This is a genomic window from Longimicrobium terrae (assembly GCF_014202995.1).
Taxonomy (GTDB): Bacteria; Gemmatimonadota; Gemmatimonadetes; order Longimicrobiales; family Longimicrobiaceae; genus Longimicrobium; species Longimicrobium terrae.
Window position 1 is genome coordinate 255,682 of record NZ_JACHIA010000005.1, and the last position, 14,974, is coordinate 270,655.

Below are 14,974 nucleotides of genomic sequence, written 5' to 3' on the forward strand. Positions count from 1 at the left end.
GGGCTTTTGTTTGTTCGGGTGGGATGGCTGCGTGAGTGATGGATGGCGGCCCGCGTCCCCAGGCTGTGAGGCCCCTCCCCCGGCCCCTCCCCGCTCCCCTCCCGGCCGAAGCAGAAGAGCGGAGAGGGGAGAACTGCGGCTCATCCCGTTCCGGAAGGTGCCGGGCGGCCGGAGGGGGCCCCCTCCCCCCAGCCCCCTCCACCCGCTCCGCGGGAGAGGGGGAGCCGTTCGGCGCGGGGGCGGGCTGCGGCGCGCACCCGCCGTCCGATGCAGTTGAAGCCCCCATCATGGACGCGACAGCGGCCGTGAGTCGGGGCTTTGCGCCCTTGGAGCGGCGGATTCATCCGCTCAGGGAAGGTAGCGATCCGCGCCAAGATGGGTAGGCCGGAGGTCCCGCCGTCCATCTCTCGTGCCACGATCCTAGTCCGCCGCGGCGTCGCGGGCGGGCTGCGCGCCGGCGGTGGGGCGGCCGAGGGGAAGGGTCAGGGTGAAGGTGCTGCCCTCGCCCTCCTGGCTGACGGCCACGAGATCCCCCTCCATCGCCCGCGCCAGGTCGCGGCTGATGGCCAGCCCCAGTCCCGTGCCTTCCGCCGCGCGCGTCAGCGCCGGATCCACCTGCACGAACGGCTCAAAGATCGCCTCCAACTTGTCCGGCGGAATCCCCCGCCCGGTGTCCCGTACGGAGATGCGCGCCGAGTTTCCCTCCACCGTCCACTCCAGCTGCACCGCCCCGCGCCGGTCCGTGAACTTGACCGCGTTGGAAAGCAGGTTCAACACGATCTGCTCCAGCCGGTCGCGGTCCGCGCACGCGGTGACCGCCGGGTCGCCGCCCGCGTAGGTGTAGCGAAGCTCCTTGGCGCGGATCTGCGGCTCCACCAGCGGCTCCACCGAGCGCAGCACCTCGTCCAGCGGCACCTCGCGAAGCTCGTACTGTACGTGCCCCGCCTCGATCTTGGCGAAGTTCAGCACGTCGTTGATCAGCCCCAGCAGGTGCGTCTGGTTCCGGTGGATCTTTTCCAGCGCCTCGCGCTGCGGCTGCGTCACCGGGCCGTGGATCCCCATCTCCAGCAGCTGCGTGTAGCCCGCGATGGCGTTGAGCGGGGTGCGCAATTCGTGGCTCATGGTGGCCAGAAAGGCGCTCTTGGCGGCGTTGGCGTCGTCCGCGGCGGCGCGGGCGCGCTCGGCTTCGATGGTGCGCTCGGCCAGGTTCTCGTACGCGTGCTGCAGCTCCTCGTGCGCCATCTCCATCTCCGCCTGCGCCTCCTCCAGCTCGCCCGTCTGCTGCTCCAGCACCACGCGCGCCTCCTCCGTTTCCCCGAACAGCCGCGCGTTGTCGATGGCGACCGCGGCGCGGCGGGCCAGCTCTTCCGCCAGGGCGAGGTCCTCATCGTCGTAGCGGCGGCCGGACTCGGCGTAGACGAGCGAGATGGCGCCCAGCACCTTGCCCCGGGCGATCAGCGGCACGCACACGTAGGAGCGCAGCCCCAGCGCGCGCACCGCGGCCAGCTGCGCGGCCTCGCGCGTGTTGGCCACCAGCAGGGCGTCGGGGATCTCGGGCGCGATCTCCGCCTTGCCCGTGCGCAGCACCGACGACACGCCGTAGGGCGCGTCCAGGTCCGTGGGCCAGCGCTCCTCGATCTGCCGCACCAGCTTCACCTTGGCCGGATCGGTGTGCTCCACGGCCAGTCGGCGCATGACCCCGTCTTCCGTCAGCATGTCGACCGCGCACCAGTCCGCCAGCGCGGGCACCACCAGCCGCGCCACGCTCGCCAGCGTCGTCTCAAAGTCCAGCGACGACACCAGCACGCGGCTGGCTTCGGCCAGCAGCTCGCGCCCGGCTTCCGCCCGCTGCCGCTCGGTGACGTCGGAAGCGGCGCCCACCCACTCGCGGATTCCGCCGTCCTCCTCCGTGACCGCCACGGCGCGCAGGGCCAGCAGCCGCCACTCGCCGTCCGTGCGCAGCACGCGGTGCATGGCGTCCACGTCGCGCACTTCCTCCACCGCTTCGCGCCACAGGCAGGCCGCGCGCTCCCGCTCGTCGGGGTGGATGGCGTTCAGCCACCCCCACCCGCGGTACGCCTCGAACTCCATCCCCGTGTACGCGGCCCACTGCGGCTGCTCGGCCAGGATGGCGCCCTCCGGCCCGGTGGTGAACACGACTTGGGACGACGCGGTGACCAGCGAGCGGAAGCGGGCGGCACTCCGGCGCGCGGCCTCGGCCTCGGCGGTGCGGGTGCGCAGCCGGCGGTCCACCAGCGTGGTGAGCAGCGTGATGCCCAGAACCACGAGCGTGCCCAGCACTACGCCGCTGGCCAGGCCGTTGGTGCGCAGCACGTGGTCGTCGGGGACGAGCATGGGGCCGGGCAGGGTGCGGAAATGCGCGGCGGACATGGCGGTGTAGTGCATTCCCGCGATGGCCAGCCCCATGACCACCGCGCTCGCCATCTTGGCCGCCAGCCCGCGCCGGGTGTCGTCGTTGCGGTAGCGCAGCGCCAGCCAGAGCGCCGCGCCCGACGCGCCCACCGCCACGGCGACGGATTCCGCCACGCGCACGGGATCGTAGCGGATGACGCCGTGAATGCGCATGGCCGCCATCCCCACGTAGTGCATTCCCGCGATCCCGGCGCCCATCAGCAGCGAGGCGGCGGCGAGGGCCAGGGCGGTCACGCGGGGGCGGCTGGTGACCCAGAGCGCCAGGAGCGACGCGGCCACCGCCACCACCATGGAGACGATCCACCGCGGCACGTCGTAGGTGATGGGCACGTCCAGCCGGAACGCCAGCATCCCCACGAAGTGCATGCTCCACACGCCGATGCCCAGCGCCAGGCTGCCCCCCGTGAGCCACGCCGCGCGAAAGCGGCCGCTGGCCTGGCTGACCCGCGCGGCCAGCACCAGCGCCGTATAGGAAGCCAGAATGGCGATCACCACCGAGAATACCACCAGGGTGGTGCTGTAACTGCCTTTCATGATCCCGTTTGCATCAGTGCGAAGACCGTCCCGTATGCCGGGGGATACAGGCAAGAAGACGGCCTCGCGGAGCGATGGCCGCCGCCCCGCCCATCGTCCATGCACGGAACTTGCCCCCGGCCCGCCCACCCCGCCGTCCGGCGGGACGAGTTGACGTGATCTACACGCGAACGGAGAGGACCCACATGGCCGACATCGACATCGAGCGCAAGAAGAAAAGCCCGCTTCCCTGGATTCTGGGACTGCTGGCGCTGGCCCTGCTTCTTTTTGTGCTGATGCGCAGCTGCGGCGGCGACGACACGGTGGAAGAGACCGGCACGGTGGTGGACACCACGACGTCGCAGACGGTGGCCCCCGTGGCCCCCATGCCGGTAACCGACACCACCGCGGCCGCGACGGGTGCCGCCGCGGCGGGCGCGGCGGCCGGCACGGGCTGGATCGCCTCGGTGCTGGGCGGCCAGATGGCCGGGCAGACAGCGTCGGGCGAGGCTTCCGTCCCCGCCACGCCGTCGGACCGCGGCTTCTGGCTGGAGGAGAACGGCCAGCGCGTGTACGCCATCCTGGCGGAGCGGTATGAGCAGATCAAGGACATCGATCCCGGCCAGCGCGTGCGCATCAGCAACGCAAAGGTGATGGCGGGTTCGGAGTCGGCGCAGATCCCGGCGGACGTGGATGCCGAGGCCAAGGCCACGGCCGCGCAGCAGCCGTACTTCCTCCTGGTGCCCGCCAACGGGGTGGAGATCACGGCCGGGGGCAACACCACGGCCAACTGACCCGGCCCGTCTCCGGACGGGCGCCGCGGGTGATGGATGAGGGCGGGAGCAGATTCTTGCTCCCGCCCTCATCTGTTCCCGAAAAACGCTTGTTCCCCAGCGGCTACAAGGGATTTACGAGCAAAGTCGATTTTCCGGCACCCCGCTTGCACAACGCCGCCGCCCGATCCGGGGCGGGGGCCCCGGACGGATGGTGGACAGCCAATGGGAGCAGACGATCATGGCGACGAACGAACCGATGGACCGCGTGGTGCCGCTGAACAGCCTGCCCTCGTACAAGGTCGCCGACGGCGAGCCGGACATCCGCGGCTGGGACGTGATGTCGGCCGACGGCCGCCGCATTGGCCGGGTCGACGACCTGCTGGTGGACACCGGCGCCAACAAGGTGCGCTACGTGGACGTGGAAGGCGACCGGGGCCACATGTGCGTCCCCATCGGCCTCGCCCGCCTGGAGCGCGACTCCCGCCAGGTGATGGTAGACCGCATGCAGGCCGACCAGTTCGGCGCGCTGCCCACGCACGAGCGCGGCAACGTGACGCGCGACTACGAGATGCAGTTGGGCCGCGCGATGGACACGGACTTCGACACGCGCACGTCCAACGGCACCAACCTGTACGGCCATGAGGGCTTCCGTGACGAGGGCGCCGTCCGCCTCGTGCTTTCGGAAGAAGAGCTTGCCGTGGGCAAGCGCCAGGTGGCCGCGGGCGAGGTGGGCGTGAGCAAGCGCGTGGAGACCGAGCACGTCACCGACCAGGTGTCGCTGCGCCACGACGAGGTCGACATCGAGCGCCGGCCTATCACCGACGGCTACTCGGCCACGGGGATCAACGAGATCGGCGCCGAGGAGATCCGCGTGCCGCTTCACGCCGAAGAGGCGATCGTGGAAAAGCGCGTCGTCCCCAAGGAGGAGCTCATCGTCCGCACCCGCGAGGTGGTGGAGACGGAGACCGTGGAGGCCGACCTGCGCCGCGAGCGCGCCGAGGTGCACCGCGAGGGCGTGACGGAGCGCACCGTTACGGACCGCCCGCTGACCGACAACGACGGCCTGAACAACCGCTGATCGCTGCACGGGCAGGATGATGACGGGCACCCCGCGAGGGGTGCCCGTTTTTTTCCGCTCTGGCGATCCGCGGTGTCAGGGCGCTTCCAGAAAGCGGGTGATCCACAGGTTCATCTCCGCCTTCTGCGCGTCCGTGGCGCCATCCAGCATGTCGTTGTGGATGGTGCCGGGCAGGCGGATGACGGTCATCCCGTAGCGCGCCTGCTCCTCCGCCGACGGCAGTACGCCCAGGTCCGCCAGCTGGTCGGCGGACCGGAGGGAAAGGATCGCCGGCCGGGCCGATCGCGGGAAGGGAAAGCGGCGGCTGTCAAAGGAGATGACCTTGTCCACGTCCTCCGGATGCTCGCGCGCAAAGAGCATCACCATGTCGCCGCCGTTGGAGTGGCCCATCAGCAGCGGGTGACCCGTGTCCAGCGAGGGTTCGCGGCGGTGCAGGGCCCGCAGCGCGAAGGCGATGTTCTCCGCGCCGCGGCGCCAGAAGGGGAGGCGCGCCGGATAGATTTCGCCCGTCGTGGGCATGGGCCCGTCGCCGGGAAGCTCGTGCTGCAGGCTGGCGACGTAGTAGCCGTGCGCTACCAGGGTGCGCGCCACGAACGAGTAGTCCGTGTTCCGGCCGCCGTATCCGTGGTTGATGATCGCCAGCCTGCGCGGCGGACCGCCGGCCGGCCGGTCGTAGGCGACGACGGGGATCAGGCGGCCGCGTGCCGAGTCGAACAGGTCGAAGCGCGCGGTCCGCATCTGCGTCCCGGCTTGGGACGGGACGGCGGCGTTCGGCGCCGGGCCGCCGCCGCCCGCGCACCCGCAGAGCAGGGCCAGGGCGGCGCAGGCGGAAAAGACGCGCATCGTACGCGATCGGGGCGGACGGTGGAGCGGGTTCATCATCCGCGGCATGTTGAAGATCGGGGGCGTTGGGGCGTATGTTGGCGCCCGTCTATTCACATCCATCAGAACCCAGCGGCGGAGTTCGCCATGAAGATTACCGGAACCGTCCTTGTCACCGGCGCCAGCGCGGGGATCGGGGAAGCGTGCGCCCGCGCCTTTGCCGCCGCGGGCGCGCGCCTTGTGCTCACCGCGCGGCGCGAGGACCGCCTGCGCGCGCTGGCGGACGAACTGCGCGTGGAGCACGGCACCGAATCGCACCTGGTCACGCTGGACATGCGCGACCGTGAGGCGGTGCTTTCCATGCTGTCGTCGCTGCCGGGCGAGTTCGGCGCGGTGGACGTGCTGGTGAACAACGCCGGGCTGGGCCGCGGGCTGGACAAGGTGCAGACCGGCGACGTGGACGGCTGGGACGAGATGGTGGACACCAACGTCAAGGGCCTGCTGTACGCCACGCGCGCCGTCACGCCGGGGATGGTGGAGCGCGGGCGGGGGCACGTGATCAACATCGGCTCCGTCGCCGGGCACGAGGTGTACCCCGGGGGCGCGGTGTACTGCGCCACCAAGCACGCGGTGGGCGCCATCACCAGGGGCTTGCGGATGGATCTGCTGGGCACCGGCGTGCGGGTGAGCACGGTGGACCCGGGGATGGTGGAAACGGAGTTCAGCGTGGTGCGCTTCGCGGGCGACCGGGAGCGCGCGGACGCCGTCTACCGCGGATTGACGCCGCTGGTGGCCGCCGACATCGCGGACGCGGTTCTGTGGGTGGCGAGCCGGCCGGCGCACGTGAACATCGACGAAATCATCATCAAGCCGACGGACCAGGCGAGCGCCACCCTCGTGAATCGCTCCTGACGAACAACTGCCGTTTCACACGGAGGTCACGGAGGGTTTCACGGAGGTCACGGAGGAAAAAATCAACAAAAAGCCTCACACAGAGCCGCAGAGACACGGAGAGAAAAGGATGGGGATGAATCCACTCCCATTCCTTCTTGATCTTTCTCTGCGGCTCTGCGTCTCCGTGTGATGTTCTTCCCTTCCTCCGTGACCTCCGTGCATCCTCCGTGGACTCTGTGTGAAACGGCAGTTCTCCTAGCCGGCGGCCGGGGACAGAAGCTTGGGCGCGGGCGCCATGAGGGTGCGGGGATTGGCGTAGGCGCGCTCCTGCAGTTCCGGGATGGTGGCCCCCGCGACCAGGAACTTGCCCGCGCCCTCCACGAAGCGGCGGCGCAGAAGCTCCGCCTGCTCGGGGGAGATTCGTCCCTCCGCCAGCGCCTCGCGCACGCGCTGCAGCACGGGAAGGCTTTCCGCCGCCTGCCGGTAGCGCTGCGCCGCCGTCAGCTCGCGGTAGAAGACGACGCGGTCCCACAGCGCCAGGATCAGCTCGCGGACGGCGTCGATCACCGGCGCGGCGCCCATCAGCTCGAACGTCTTGTCCGTGCCCGCGTCGCAGCCCACGACGCTCAACCCGCCCGGGTCCAGCCCCTGCAGCGTGGCGCACGCGCCGTACAGCTGGTCCACGCCGTCCAGCAGCGTGGCCAGGCGCGCGGGAGTGCTCCAGCGGCGCGGCGCCTCGATGACCTGAATGGTGAGCAGCGCGTTGCCGGACGCGGTTCCGCCGCGGCGCAGGGCGTCCAGCGCGGGCACGCCCTCCTGCGCCAGAAGGCCGGCCACGCGCGGCAGGTGCTGCGTGGCGAACCGCACCCGCTCCGCAAAGCCGAACGCCTCCTGCGCCCGGTTCTCCGCGGCGATGAGGAGCGACCACGTGTCGGCCTGCTCCAGCGCGGACAGGCCCAGTTCTTCCGCCAGCATGCGCGCGGGACGGGTGTAGCGGCTGGCGCGCAGCCCGTACTCGCGCAGGGCGGAAAGCAGGCGCGTGAGCAGCTCGCCGGGCACGGGCTCGCGCCGGTACCCCAGCCGCGCCACCTCCACCAGCGGCAGCTCCAGCGCGCTTTCCGCCAGCGCGCCCACAAGCTGTTCCACGCCGTGGATCAGGTCCGATTTGCGCATGGGGACGGAGGTCGAAAGTCGGGCAGAAAGGGGAGGCGGAACGTAGGCCCGCGGCAGTGGTGCGGCAAGCGCCTTCCGGTGTACCACGGGACGCGCGATGCAGGACGCTCCGCACGCCCCGGCGTGAGGTGGCGAGAGGCGCCGTGCATGCGTAAGTTGTTGCGGCTCGCCCTGCGCCGGACCGGCGGCGGGGCCTTGAGGCGCGCCGCCTCCGCGCCACCACGAGGGTAGTTTCCATGGCACAGCTTCGCGAGTTCACCGGGCCCAACGCGGCCTACGTGCTCGACCTGTTCGAGCGTTATCAGCGCGACCCCGCCTCGGTGGACGAGGGCTGGGCCGGCTGGTTTGCATCCCTGTCCCCCGCGGACCTGCAGGCGCTGGAAGGAACTCCGGCCCCCGCGCCCGCCGCCTCCGGCACCGTTCCGCAGGCCGACTTCGCCAAGGCGCTGGCCGCGCGCGAGCTGGCCCGCTCCATCCGCGGCCGCGGGCACACTGCGGCCCGGCTCAACCCGCTGGGCGGCGAGCCGGACGTGGATCCCATCCTGGATCCCGCGTACCACGGCATCACCGAAGCGGACCTGGCCGCGCTCCCGGCCTCCGTGGTGGTGGGGCACCGCAGCGACGCGCCCAACGCGCTGGCCGAGATCCAGCGGCTGCGCGGCATCTACAGCGGCACGGTGGGATGGGAGTTCCTGCATCTCCCCAACCCCGAGGAGCGCAGCTGGCTTCGCGAGGCCGTGGAGTCCGGCGAGTACGCCCGTCCCCTCCCCGCCGAGCGCCGCCGCGCCCTGCTGGACCGCGTGTCGCAGGTGGAAGGATTCGAGCGCTTTCTGCATCGCGCCTTCTTCGGGCAGAAGCGGTTCAGCATCGAGGGAACGGACCTGATGGTTCCCATGCTGGACGAGGTCATCAGCGAGGCGGCGCGCGCCGGCGCGGGCGACGTGCTCATCGGCATGGCGCACCGCGGCCGGCTGAACGTGCTGACCCACGTGCTGGGCAAGCCGTATTCGATGATGCTGGCCGGCTTCGCCAGCGCGGCCGCCGCGCCGTCGCTGGACGCGTACCAGAACAGCGACGAGCCGTCCGGGGACGTAAAGTACCACATGGGGTGGAGCGACACGCGGCAGGTGGAAGGCCGCGAAATGCGCGTTCGCCTGTCGCCCAATCCCAGCCACCTGGAGTTCGTGGGGCCGGTGGTGGTGGGAATGACGCGCGCCGCGCAGGACGACACCACCGGCCCCGGCGCGCCGACCGTCGATCCCAAGCGCGCCGTTGCGGTGCTCATCCATGGCGACGCGGCGTTTCCGGGGCAGGGCACGGTGCCGGAAACGTTCAACATGCAGTCGCTGCCCGGCTACGCGGTGGGCGGCACGCTGCACGTCATCGCCAACAACCAGGTGGGCTTCACCACCGATCCGCAGCAGGGGCGCTCCACGCGCTACGCCAGCGACCTGGCCAAGGGCTTCGAGGTTCCCGTCGTCCACGTCAACGCGGACGACGCCGAAGCCTGCCTGGCCGTGGCGCGCCTTGCGTTCGCCTACCGCGCGCGGTGGAGCAAGGACATCGTCATCGACCTCGTCGGCTACCGCCGCTGGGGGCACAACGAGGGCGACGAGCCGCTCTTTACCCAGCCGGTGATGTACGGGGTGATCAAGGACCATCCCACCGCGCGCGAAGTGTACGCCGCGCGGCTGGTCGAGGACGGCGTGCTGACGCGCGAGGAGGCGGACGCCGCCTACCAGCGCGTGCTGGATGAGCTGTCGAAGACGCTGGAAAACCTGGGCGACAGCGCGGCACACCCGCACGACGAGCCCTCGCCCAACGGACGCGGCGGGAGCGAGACGGCCGTTTCGCGCGACGTGCTGCTGGAGCTGAACGGGGGGCTGACGGCGCGGCCGGAGGGCTTCGTGCCCAACGCGCGGCTGGAAAAGGTGCTGCAGAAGCGCGCCGAAGCGGGCAACGGCGAAAAGAACATCGACTGGGGGCACGCCGAGGCGCTGGCCTTTGCCTCGCTGCTGGCGGAGGGCACGCCCATCCGCATCACCGGCCAGGATGTGGAGCGCGGAACGTTCAGCCACCGCCACGCCGTGCTGCGCGACGCGGGCACCGGCGCGCGGATGAACGTCTTTCACCTGCTTCCGCAGTCGAAGGCGTCGTTCGAGATCCACAACTCGCCGCTCTCCGAGATGGCGGTGATGGGCTTCGAGTACGGCTACAGCGTGGCGGATCCCGCGTCGCTGGTGCTGTGGGAGGCGCAGTTCGGCGACTTCGTGAACGGCGCGCAGGTGATGATCGATCAGTACCTGGCGTCGTCGCACCAGAAGTGGGACCAGCGCTCCGGCCTGGTGCTGCTGCTGCCGCACGGGTACGAGGGGCAGGGCCCGGAGCACAGCAGCGCGCGCCTGGAGCGCTTCCTTCAGCTCTGCGCGGAAGACAACCTGCGCGTGGCCAACTGCACCACGTCCGCCAACTACTTCCACCTGCTGCGCCGCCAGGCCGCGCTGCTGCAGGGCGATCCGCGGCCGCTGGTGGTGATGAGCCCCAAGAGCCTGCTGCGCCATCCGCTGGCGCTGTCGTCCATCGACCAGCTGGCGTCGGGCGAGTTCCAGCCCGTGATCGCGGACGCGTCGGCGGCCGAGCGCGCGGAGGGCATCACGCGCCTGGTGCTGTGCTCCGGCAAGGTGTACGTGGACCTGGTCGGCAGCACGGAGGACCATCGCAAGGAGCGCGCGGCGGTGGAAGGCATCGAGCGCGTCGCCATCGGCCGGGTGGAGGAGCTGTATCCGTTCCCCGCCGAGCAGATCGCGGCGCTGGCCGCCACCTATCCCAACCTGCGGGAAGTGGTGTGGGTGCAGGAAGAGCCGCGCAACATGGGCGCGTGGAGCTTCATCGCGCCGCGTCTGGCGGCGGTGATCGGCGAGGTTCCGCTGCGGTACGAGGGGCGTCCGGAGCGGGCGAGTCCGGCGGAGGGCTACATGCACCGGCACCTGGCCGAGCAGAACCGGCTGGTGTTCGCGGCGCTCAAGGATGCGCCGGAGGCCGCCGCGCCGGGCCGGGCGGCGCGGCTGATCGGGAAGCGAAAGTCGTAAGGGCAGGGAATAGGGAATAGGGAATGGGGAATAGGTGAACTGATCAGATGGATCGGGATCAGGCGCCGGTCCTGATGACCCGGTTGGATGAGGAGTGCGGGTGAGGTGAGCCCCGCCGGTTGCCGTCCCTATTCCCCATTCCCTATTCCCTATTCCCTGCAGTTCCATCATCTGCTGCGGAGCACGAAAGCATGGCCGTTGAAATTCGCGTCCCGCCTCTGGGCGAGTCCGTCGTAGAGGCGACGGTGGGACGGTGGACCAAGAAGCAGGGAGACCAGGTCGCCAAGGACGAGGTCCTGGTGGAGCTGGAGACGGACAAGATCACCGTCGAGGTGGCGGCCCAGGCGGCCGGCGTTCTCGGCGCGATCGCCAAGCAGGAAGGCGAAACGGTGGGGGTCAACGAGCTGCTCGGCTCGCTGGAGGCCGCCGGCGGCGCGTCCCCCGCGGACCAGGCGGGGCTGACGGCCAGCGCGAAGTACGAAGAGAAGCCGCAGAGCGACCAGCCGGTCGCCTCCGCGCCCGCGGGCGAGGCGCAGACATCTCCGGCTGGCCGCGCGCTCGCGGCGGAAAAGGGCATCGACATCGCCTCGGTCCCGGGCACCGGGCCCAACGGCCGCGTGACGCACCAGGATGTGCAGGGCGCGGTCGCTGGTGGCGCTTCGGCTCCGGCGCAGGCCCCCGCGGCTCCGGCCCAGGCCGCTGCCCCGGTGGCGGCGCCCGCTGCGGCCCCGGCTCCCACCGCGCCCAAGGCGGCTCCGGCCGCGGCGCAGGCCGGGCGCGAGGAGCGGCAGAAGATGACCCGCCGCCGGCAGACCATCGCCCGGCGCCTGGTGGAATCGCAGCAGACCACGGCCAGCCTCACCACCTTCAACGAGGTGGACCTCAAGGCGGTCATGGACCTGCGCAAGGCGCGGCAGGACGACTTCGTCAAGAAGAACGGGGTGAAGCTCGGCTTCATGTCGTTCTTCACCAAGGCCGTCATTGGCGCGCTGCGGCAGTTTCCGCGGCTCAACGCCGAGATCCAGGGTGACGAGATCGTCCTGAAGCACTACTACGACATCGGCATCGCCGTCGGCGCGGAAGAGGGCCTGGTCGTGCCCGTGATCCGCGACGCGGACCGCATGAGCTTCGCGGCGATCGAAAAAACGATCGGCGAACTCGGCAAGCGCGCCAAGGACGGCAAGCTGACGCTGGAAGACATGCAGGGCGGCACCTTCACCATCACCAACGGCGGCACGTTCGGGTCGATGCTGAGCACGCCCATCCTGAACCCGCCGCAGGTGGGCATTCTGGGGATGCACAACATCGTGGAGCGGCCGATGGTGGTGAACGGGCAGATCGAGATCCGCCCGATCATGTACGTGGCGCTGACGTACGACCACCGCATCGTGGACGGCAGCGAGGCCGTGCGCTTCCTGGTCACCGTCAAGCGGATGCTGGAAGATCCGATGTCGATGCTGCTGGAAGGGTGAACGGAAGTGCGTTAGTGCTGCGTGCGTGAGTGCGTGAGTGCTTTCGGTGGATGAAAGAGCCTGCTCCCGGTCCGGGGGCAGGCTCTTTTCGTTCGCGGAGGACGGATGTGGGGAGGTTCGATTGGATCGGGCGCATGCTGAGGCAGCCCTCACCCCCCAGCCCCCTCTCCCGCAAGCGGGAGAGGGGGAGACCTGATCGTGGCGGCTGATCGCGGCACCCGGCCGCGCGGTTCTGCGCTGTTGAAGCTCCGAACCGGACGCGCCAGCGGCCGGTGTCGGGGGTTCCCGCTGATTCATTCGCTCAGGAATGCCGAGGCCGCGCCGGACTCCGCCTGCGCGCTGGAACCTCCCGCCCCGACCAACCCTCCCCCAGTCCGTTTTGGGGGAGGGTGGGCGAGTAGTGCGAGCCCGGGTGGGGGCCGCCGTGGAGCCCGCCCGCCGCACGCGTCTGGGGTGTGCTCCCTCTCCCACATCCGTTCGTGGGAGAGGGTCGTCGCGCGCAGCGCGCGGGGTGAGGGCGTCACTCGCGGACGCGCGCCACCCCGCCGGCCACATCCAGATTCCTCCGCTGCACCCATCCCGGCAGCAACGACAAACGGGGCGGCTCTCGCGTGGAGAGCCGCCCCGTTCCGTCCATCAACCAGCCGTTGCTCAGGCCGCCGAAGCGCCCAGCAGCTTGGCCAGTTCCTCGGGCGACAGGTCCTTGCCGGCGTTCTTGCCCATGCGGCGACCGCGCGACGCACGCGCTTCCTTCTGCGTGGGCTTGGTGTTCATCGTGACCGTGGTGGTCTCGCTGCCTTCCTCGCTGAACACGCTGAACCCGGGCACGTTCACCCGCGGAATCCGCGCGCCCACCAGGTGCTCCACCGCCGCCACGTCGCCGATCTCGCCGCCCGACATGAAGGTGATGGCCACGCCCGTCTCGCCCGCGCGCGCCGTGCGTCCCACGCGGTGCACGTAGCCCTCGGGGTCCTTGGGCGCGTCGTAGTTGATGACGTGGCTGATGCCGTCCACGTCGATGCCGCGCTGCGCCACGTCCGTCGCGATCAGGATTTTGACCTCGCCCGCGCGGAACGACTCGAGCGCGCGGACGCGCTGGGCCATGTTGCGGTCGCTGTGCATCGTCTCCACCGTCAGCCCGGCGCGCGTCAGCTGCCCGGCCAGGCGGTCCGCGCCGAACTTGGTGCGCGTAAACACCAGCGCCGAACGAACTTCTTCCTGCTTGAGGATCTTGAGCAGCAGCTCGGGCTTCTTGCTGGGCTCCACCGGGTAGACGAACTGCTCCACGCCTTCCGCGGTGGTCACCTTGGGCGCGGCTTCCACCGTCACGGCGTCGTTCAGCATCTCGTACGCCAGCGACTTCACCGAGTTGGGCATGGTGGCGCTGAAGAACAGCGTCTGCCGCCCGGTGCGCTTGCAGCGCCGCAGGATGTTGTCGATCTGGGGCTTGAACCCCATGTCGAGCATGCGGTCGGCCTCGTCCAGAATCAGCACTTCGATGTTGCTGAGGTCGACGTTGCCGCGCTCCAGATGGTCGTTCAGGCGGCCCGGCGTGGCGACCAGAACCTCGACGCCGGCGCGCAGGTCGCGCAGGTCCTTGTCCAGCGGCACGCCGCCGTACACGATGCCCACGAACATCTCGGTGTTCACCGCGTACTGCCGCGCGTTGTCGGCCACCTGAATGGCCAGCTCGCGCGTGGGGCACAGAACCAGGCAGCGAAGCCCTTCCTTGCCGCGCAGGCGGTGCAGGGTGGGAAGCATGAACGCCGCCGTCTTGCCCGTGCCGGTGGGCGCCTTGCCCAGTACGTCACGGCCTTCGAGGGCGGCGGGAATGGCCTGCTGCTGAATGGGCGTGGGCGTTACATAGCCCATCGCGACTACGTTGCGCAGGAGCTCCGGCGCAAGGTTCAGTTCAGTAAACTGCATGTTCTCTCTTGTGTCGTCCGCAGGTGGCCCGGGCTCGTCACTTCCGGGTCCGAATTGCAGGGTGGCCGCGGTTCGCCGCGGCCGCATCGTGGATGTGTTCGTTCAAACAATCCTGTAAGATAGTGGAAAGGGGCAATTTGCGCCACGGGGCCGCGCCCGCGTGCACGGATGTTGCCCCTCCTGCGGATGACGGAACGAATCCGTTCCATGCCCGGTTCCGTTTCGTCCGCATCCCATCGTCGTTCTGTGACCGGTTCCGCCTCCTCAACGAGCACTTCGCGGCTGGTACGCGCGCCGCGGCAGGCGGTGTACGACGCGTTTACCCGGCCGGACGCGCTGGCCGCCTGGCTGGCGCCCGAGGGGATGACGGGGCGCGTGCACCAGTGGGATCTGCGCGTGGGCGGCGGATACGTGATGTCGCTCTACTATCCGAAATCCATGGGGGACGGGCACGGCAAGACGGCAGAGGGCGAAGACCGCTACACGGCGCGCTTCGTGGAACTCGATCCGCCGTCGCGCGTGGTGCTGGCGATCGACTTCGAGTCCGATGATCCCGCGTTCGCCGGCGAGATGATCATGCAGACGACGCTGGAGGAGCGGCCCGGCGGAACGGAGGTGACCATCGCGTTCCGCGGCCTGCCGCCCGGAATCCGGCCGGAGGACAACGACGAGGGCACCCGCTCGTCGCTGGAGAAGCTCGCGCGCTATGTCGAAACGGCGCGGGACGGACAGGCCCGAGCCGGACATCATTGATCGCGTGCATCACGGCCCGTGCGGGTCATTCAAAGAACGTTTCAG

Annotated in this window: 10 protein-coding genes; 6 read left to right on the top strand and 4 right to left on the bottom strand. The window is 70.1% G+C overall.

Translation table 11 applies throughout. From position 1 onward, the window contains the following. Window positions 1-420: 420 nt before the first annotated feature. Window positions 421-2,967 (bottom strand): MHYT domain-containing protein, encoded by a 2,547-nt coding sequence (locus HNQ61_RS11240; protein ID WP_170034542.1) that lies wholly within the window; start codon window positions 2,965-2,967, stop codon window positions 421-423. Between the two features lie 185 nt (window positions 2,968-3,152). On the opposite strand from HNQ61_RS11240, the gene HNQ61_RS11245 reads away from it, so the two are divergent. Both HNQ61_RS11245 and HNQ61_RS11250 read left to right on the top strand, forming a co-directional pair. Continuing rightward, window positions 3,153-3,740, top strand: coding sequence for a hypothetical protein (locus tag HNQ61_RS11245; protein WP_170034544.1), 588 nt, complete (start codon window positions 3,153-3,155; stop codon window positions 3,738-3,740). Between the two features lie 220 nt (window positions 3,741-3,960). Beyond that, window positions 3,961-4,800 carry a DUF2382 domain-containing protein gene (locus HNQ61_RS11250; protein ID WP_170034546.1) on the top strand — a complete coding sequence of 280 codons (840 nt, stop codon included), beginning with the start codon at window positions 3,961-3,963 and terminating at the stop codon, window positions 4,798-4,800. A 75-nt stretch (window positions 4,801-4,875) separates the two neighbouring features. Here the strand turns inward: HNQ61_RS11250 and HNQ61_RS11255 are convergent, their stop codons facing one another. Further along, a complete protein-coding gene (locus HNQ61_RS11255) occupies window positions 4,876-5,643 on the bottom strand; it encodes a serine aminopeptidase domain-containing protein (RefSeq protein ID WP_170034548.1) in 768 nt (255 codons plus the stop codon). A 126-nt stretch (window positions 5,644-5,769) separates the two neighbouring features. Between HNQ61_RS11255 and HNQ61_RS11260 the strand changes: the two genes are divergently transcribed. Next, entirely contained in the window at window positions 5,770-6,534 is a 765-nt protein-coding gene (locus tag HNQ61_RS11260; protein ID WP_170034550.1) for an SDR family NAD(P)-dependent oxidoreductase, read from the top strand. Window positions 6,535-6,771: 237 nt separating this feature from the next. Here HNQ61_RS11260 and HNQ61_RS11265 read toward each other — a convergent pair whose 3' ends face one another. Further along, window positions 6,772-7,689, bottom strand: a complete 918-nt coding sequence (locus HNQ61_RS11265; RefSeq protein ID WP_170034552.1) for a hypothetical protein — start codon at window positions 7,687-7,689, stop codon at window positions 6,772-6,774. A gap of 236 nt (window positions 7,690-7,925) precedes the next feature. Between HNQ61_RS11265 and HNQ61_RS11270 the strand changes: the two genes are divergently transcribed. Both HNQ61_RS11270 and odhB read left to right on the top strand, forming a co-directional pair. Then, the gene (locus tag HNQ61_RS11270) at window positions 7,926-10,778 is read left to right on the top strand and encodes a 2-oxoglutarate dehydrogenase E1 component (protein WP_170034554.1); all 2,853 of its coding nucleotides are present in this window, start codon (window positions 7,926-7,928) and stop codon (window positions 10,776-10,778) included. A gap of 191 nt (window positions 10,779-10,969) precedes the next feature. Next, entirely contained in the window at window positions 10,970-12,250 is a 1,281-nt protein-coding gene (gene odhB, locus HNQ61_RS11275; protein WP_170034556.1) for a 2-oxoglutarate dehydrogenase complex dihydrolipoyllysine-residue succinyltransferase, read from the top strand. 651 nt (window positions 12,251-12,901) lie between these two features. Here odhB and HNQ61_RS11280 read toward each other — a convergent pair. Continuing rightward, window positions 12,902-14,176, bottom strand: coding sequence for a DEAD/DEAH box helicase (locus tag HNQ61_RS11280; RefSeq protein ID WP_170034557.1), 1,275 nt, complete (start codon window positions 14,174-14,176; stop codon window positions 12,902-12,904). 246 nt (window positions 14,177-14,422) lie between these two features. Between HNQ61_RS11280 and HNQ61_RS11285 the strand changes: the two genes are divergently transcribed. Further along, window positions 14,423-14,929 carry an SRPBCC domain-containing protein gene (locus tag HNQ61_RS11285; RefSeq protein WP_205761471.1) on the top strand — a complete coding sequence of 169 codons (507 nt, stop codon included), beginning with the start codon at window positions 14,423-14,425 and terminating at the stop codon, window positions 14,927-14,929. Window positions 14,930-14,974 lie beyond the last annotated feature (45 nt).

Excerpts from the sequence above, each read along its gene's own strand:
- HNQ61_RS11240 (WP_170034542.1), bottom strand. The coding sequence starts at position 2,967 with ATGAAAGGCAGTTACAGCACCACCCTGGTGGTATTCTCGGTGGTGATC.
- HNQ61_RS11245 (WP_170034544.1), top strand. The coding sequence starts at position 3,153 with ATGGCCGACATCGACATCGAGCGCAAGAAGAAAAGCCCGCTTCCCTGG.
- HNQ61_RS11250 (WP_170034546.1), top strand. The coding sequence starts at position 3,961 with ATGGCGACGAACGAACCGATGGACCGCGTGGTGCCGCTGAACAGCCTG.
- HNQ61_RS11255 (WP_170034548.1), bottom strand. The coding sequence starts at position 5,643 with ATGCGCGTCTTTTCCGCCTGCGCCGCCCTGGCCCTGCTCTGCGGGTGC.
- HNQ61_RS11260 (WP_170034550.1), top strand. The coding sequence starts at position 5,770 with ATGAAGATTACCGGAACCGTCCTTGTCACCGGCGCCAGCGCGGGGATC.
- HNQ61_RS11265 (WP_170034552.1), bottom strand. The coding sequence starts at position 7,689 with ATGCGCAAATCGGACCTGATCCACGGCGTGGAACAGCTTGTGGGCGCG.
- HNQ61_RS11270 (WP_170034554.1), top strand. The coding sequence starts at position 7,926 with ATGGCACAGCTTCGCGAGTTCACCGGGCCCAACGCGGCCTACGTGCTC.
- odhB (WP_170034556.1), top strand. The coding sequence starts at position 10,970 with ATGGCCGTTGAAATTCGCGTCCCGCCTCTGGGCGAGTCCGTCGTAGAG.
- HNQ61_RS11280 (WP_170034557.1), bottom strand. The coding sequence starts at position 14,176 with ATGCAGTTTACTGAACTGAACCTTGCGCCGGAGCTCCTGCGCAACGTA.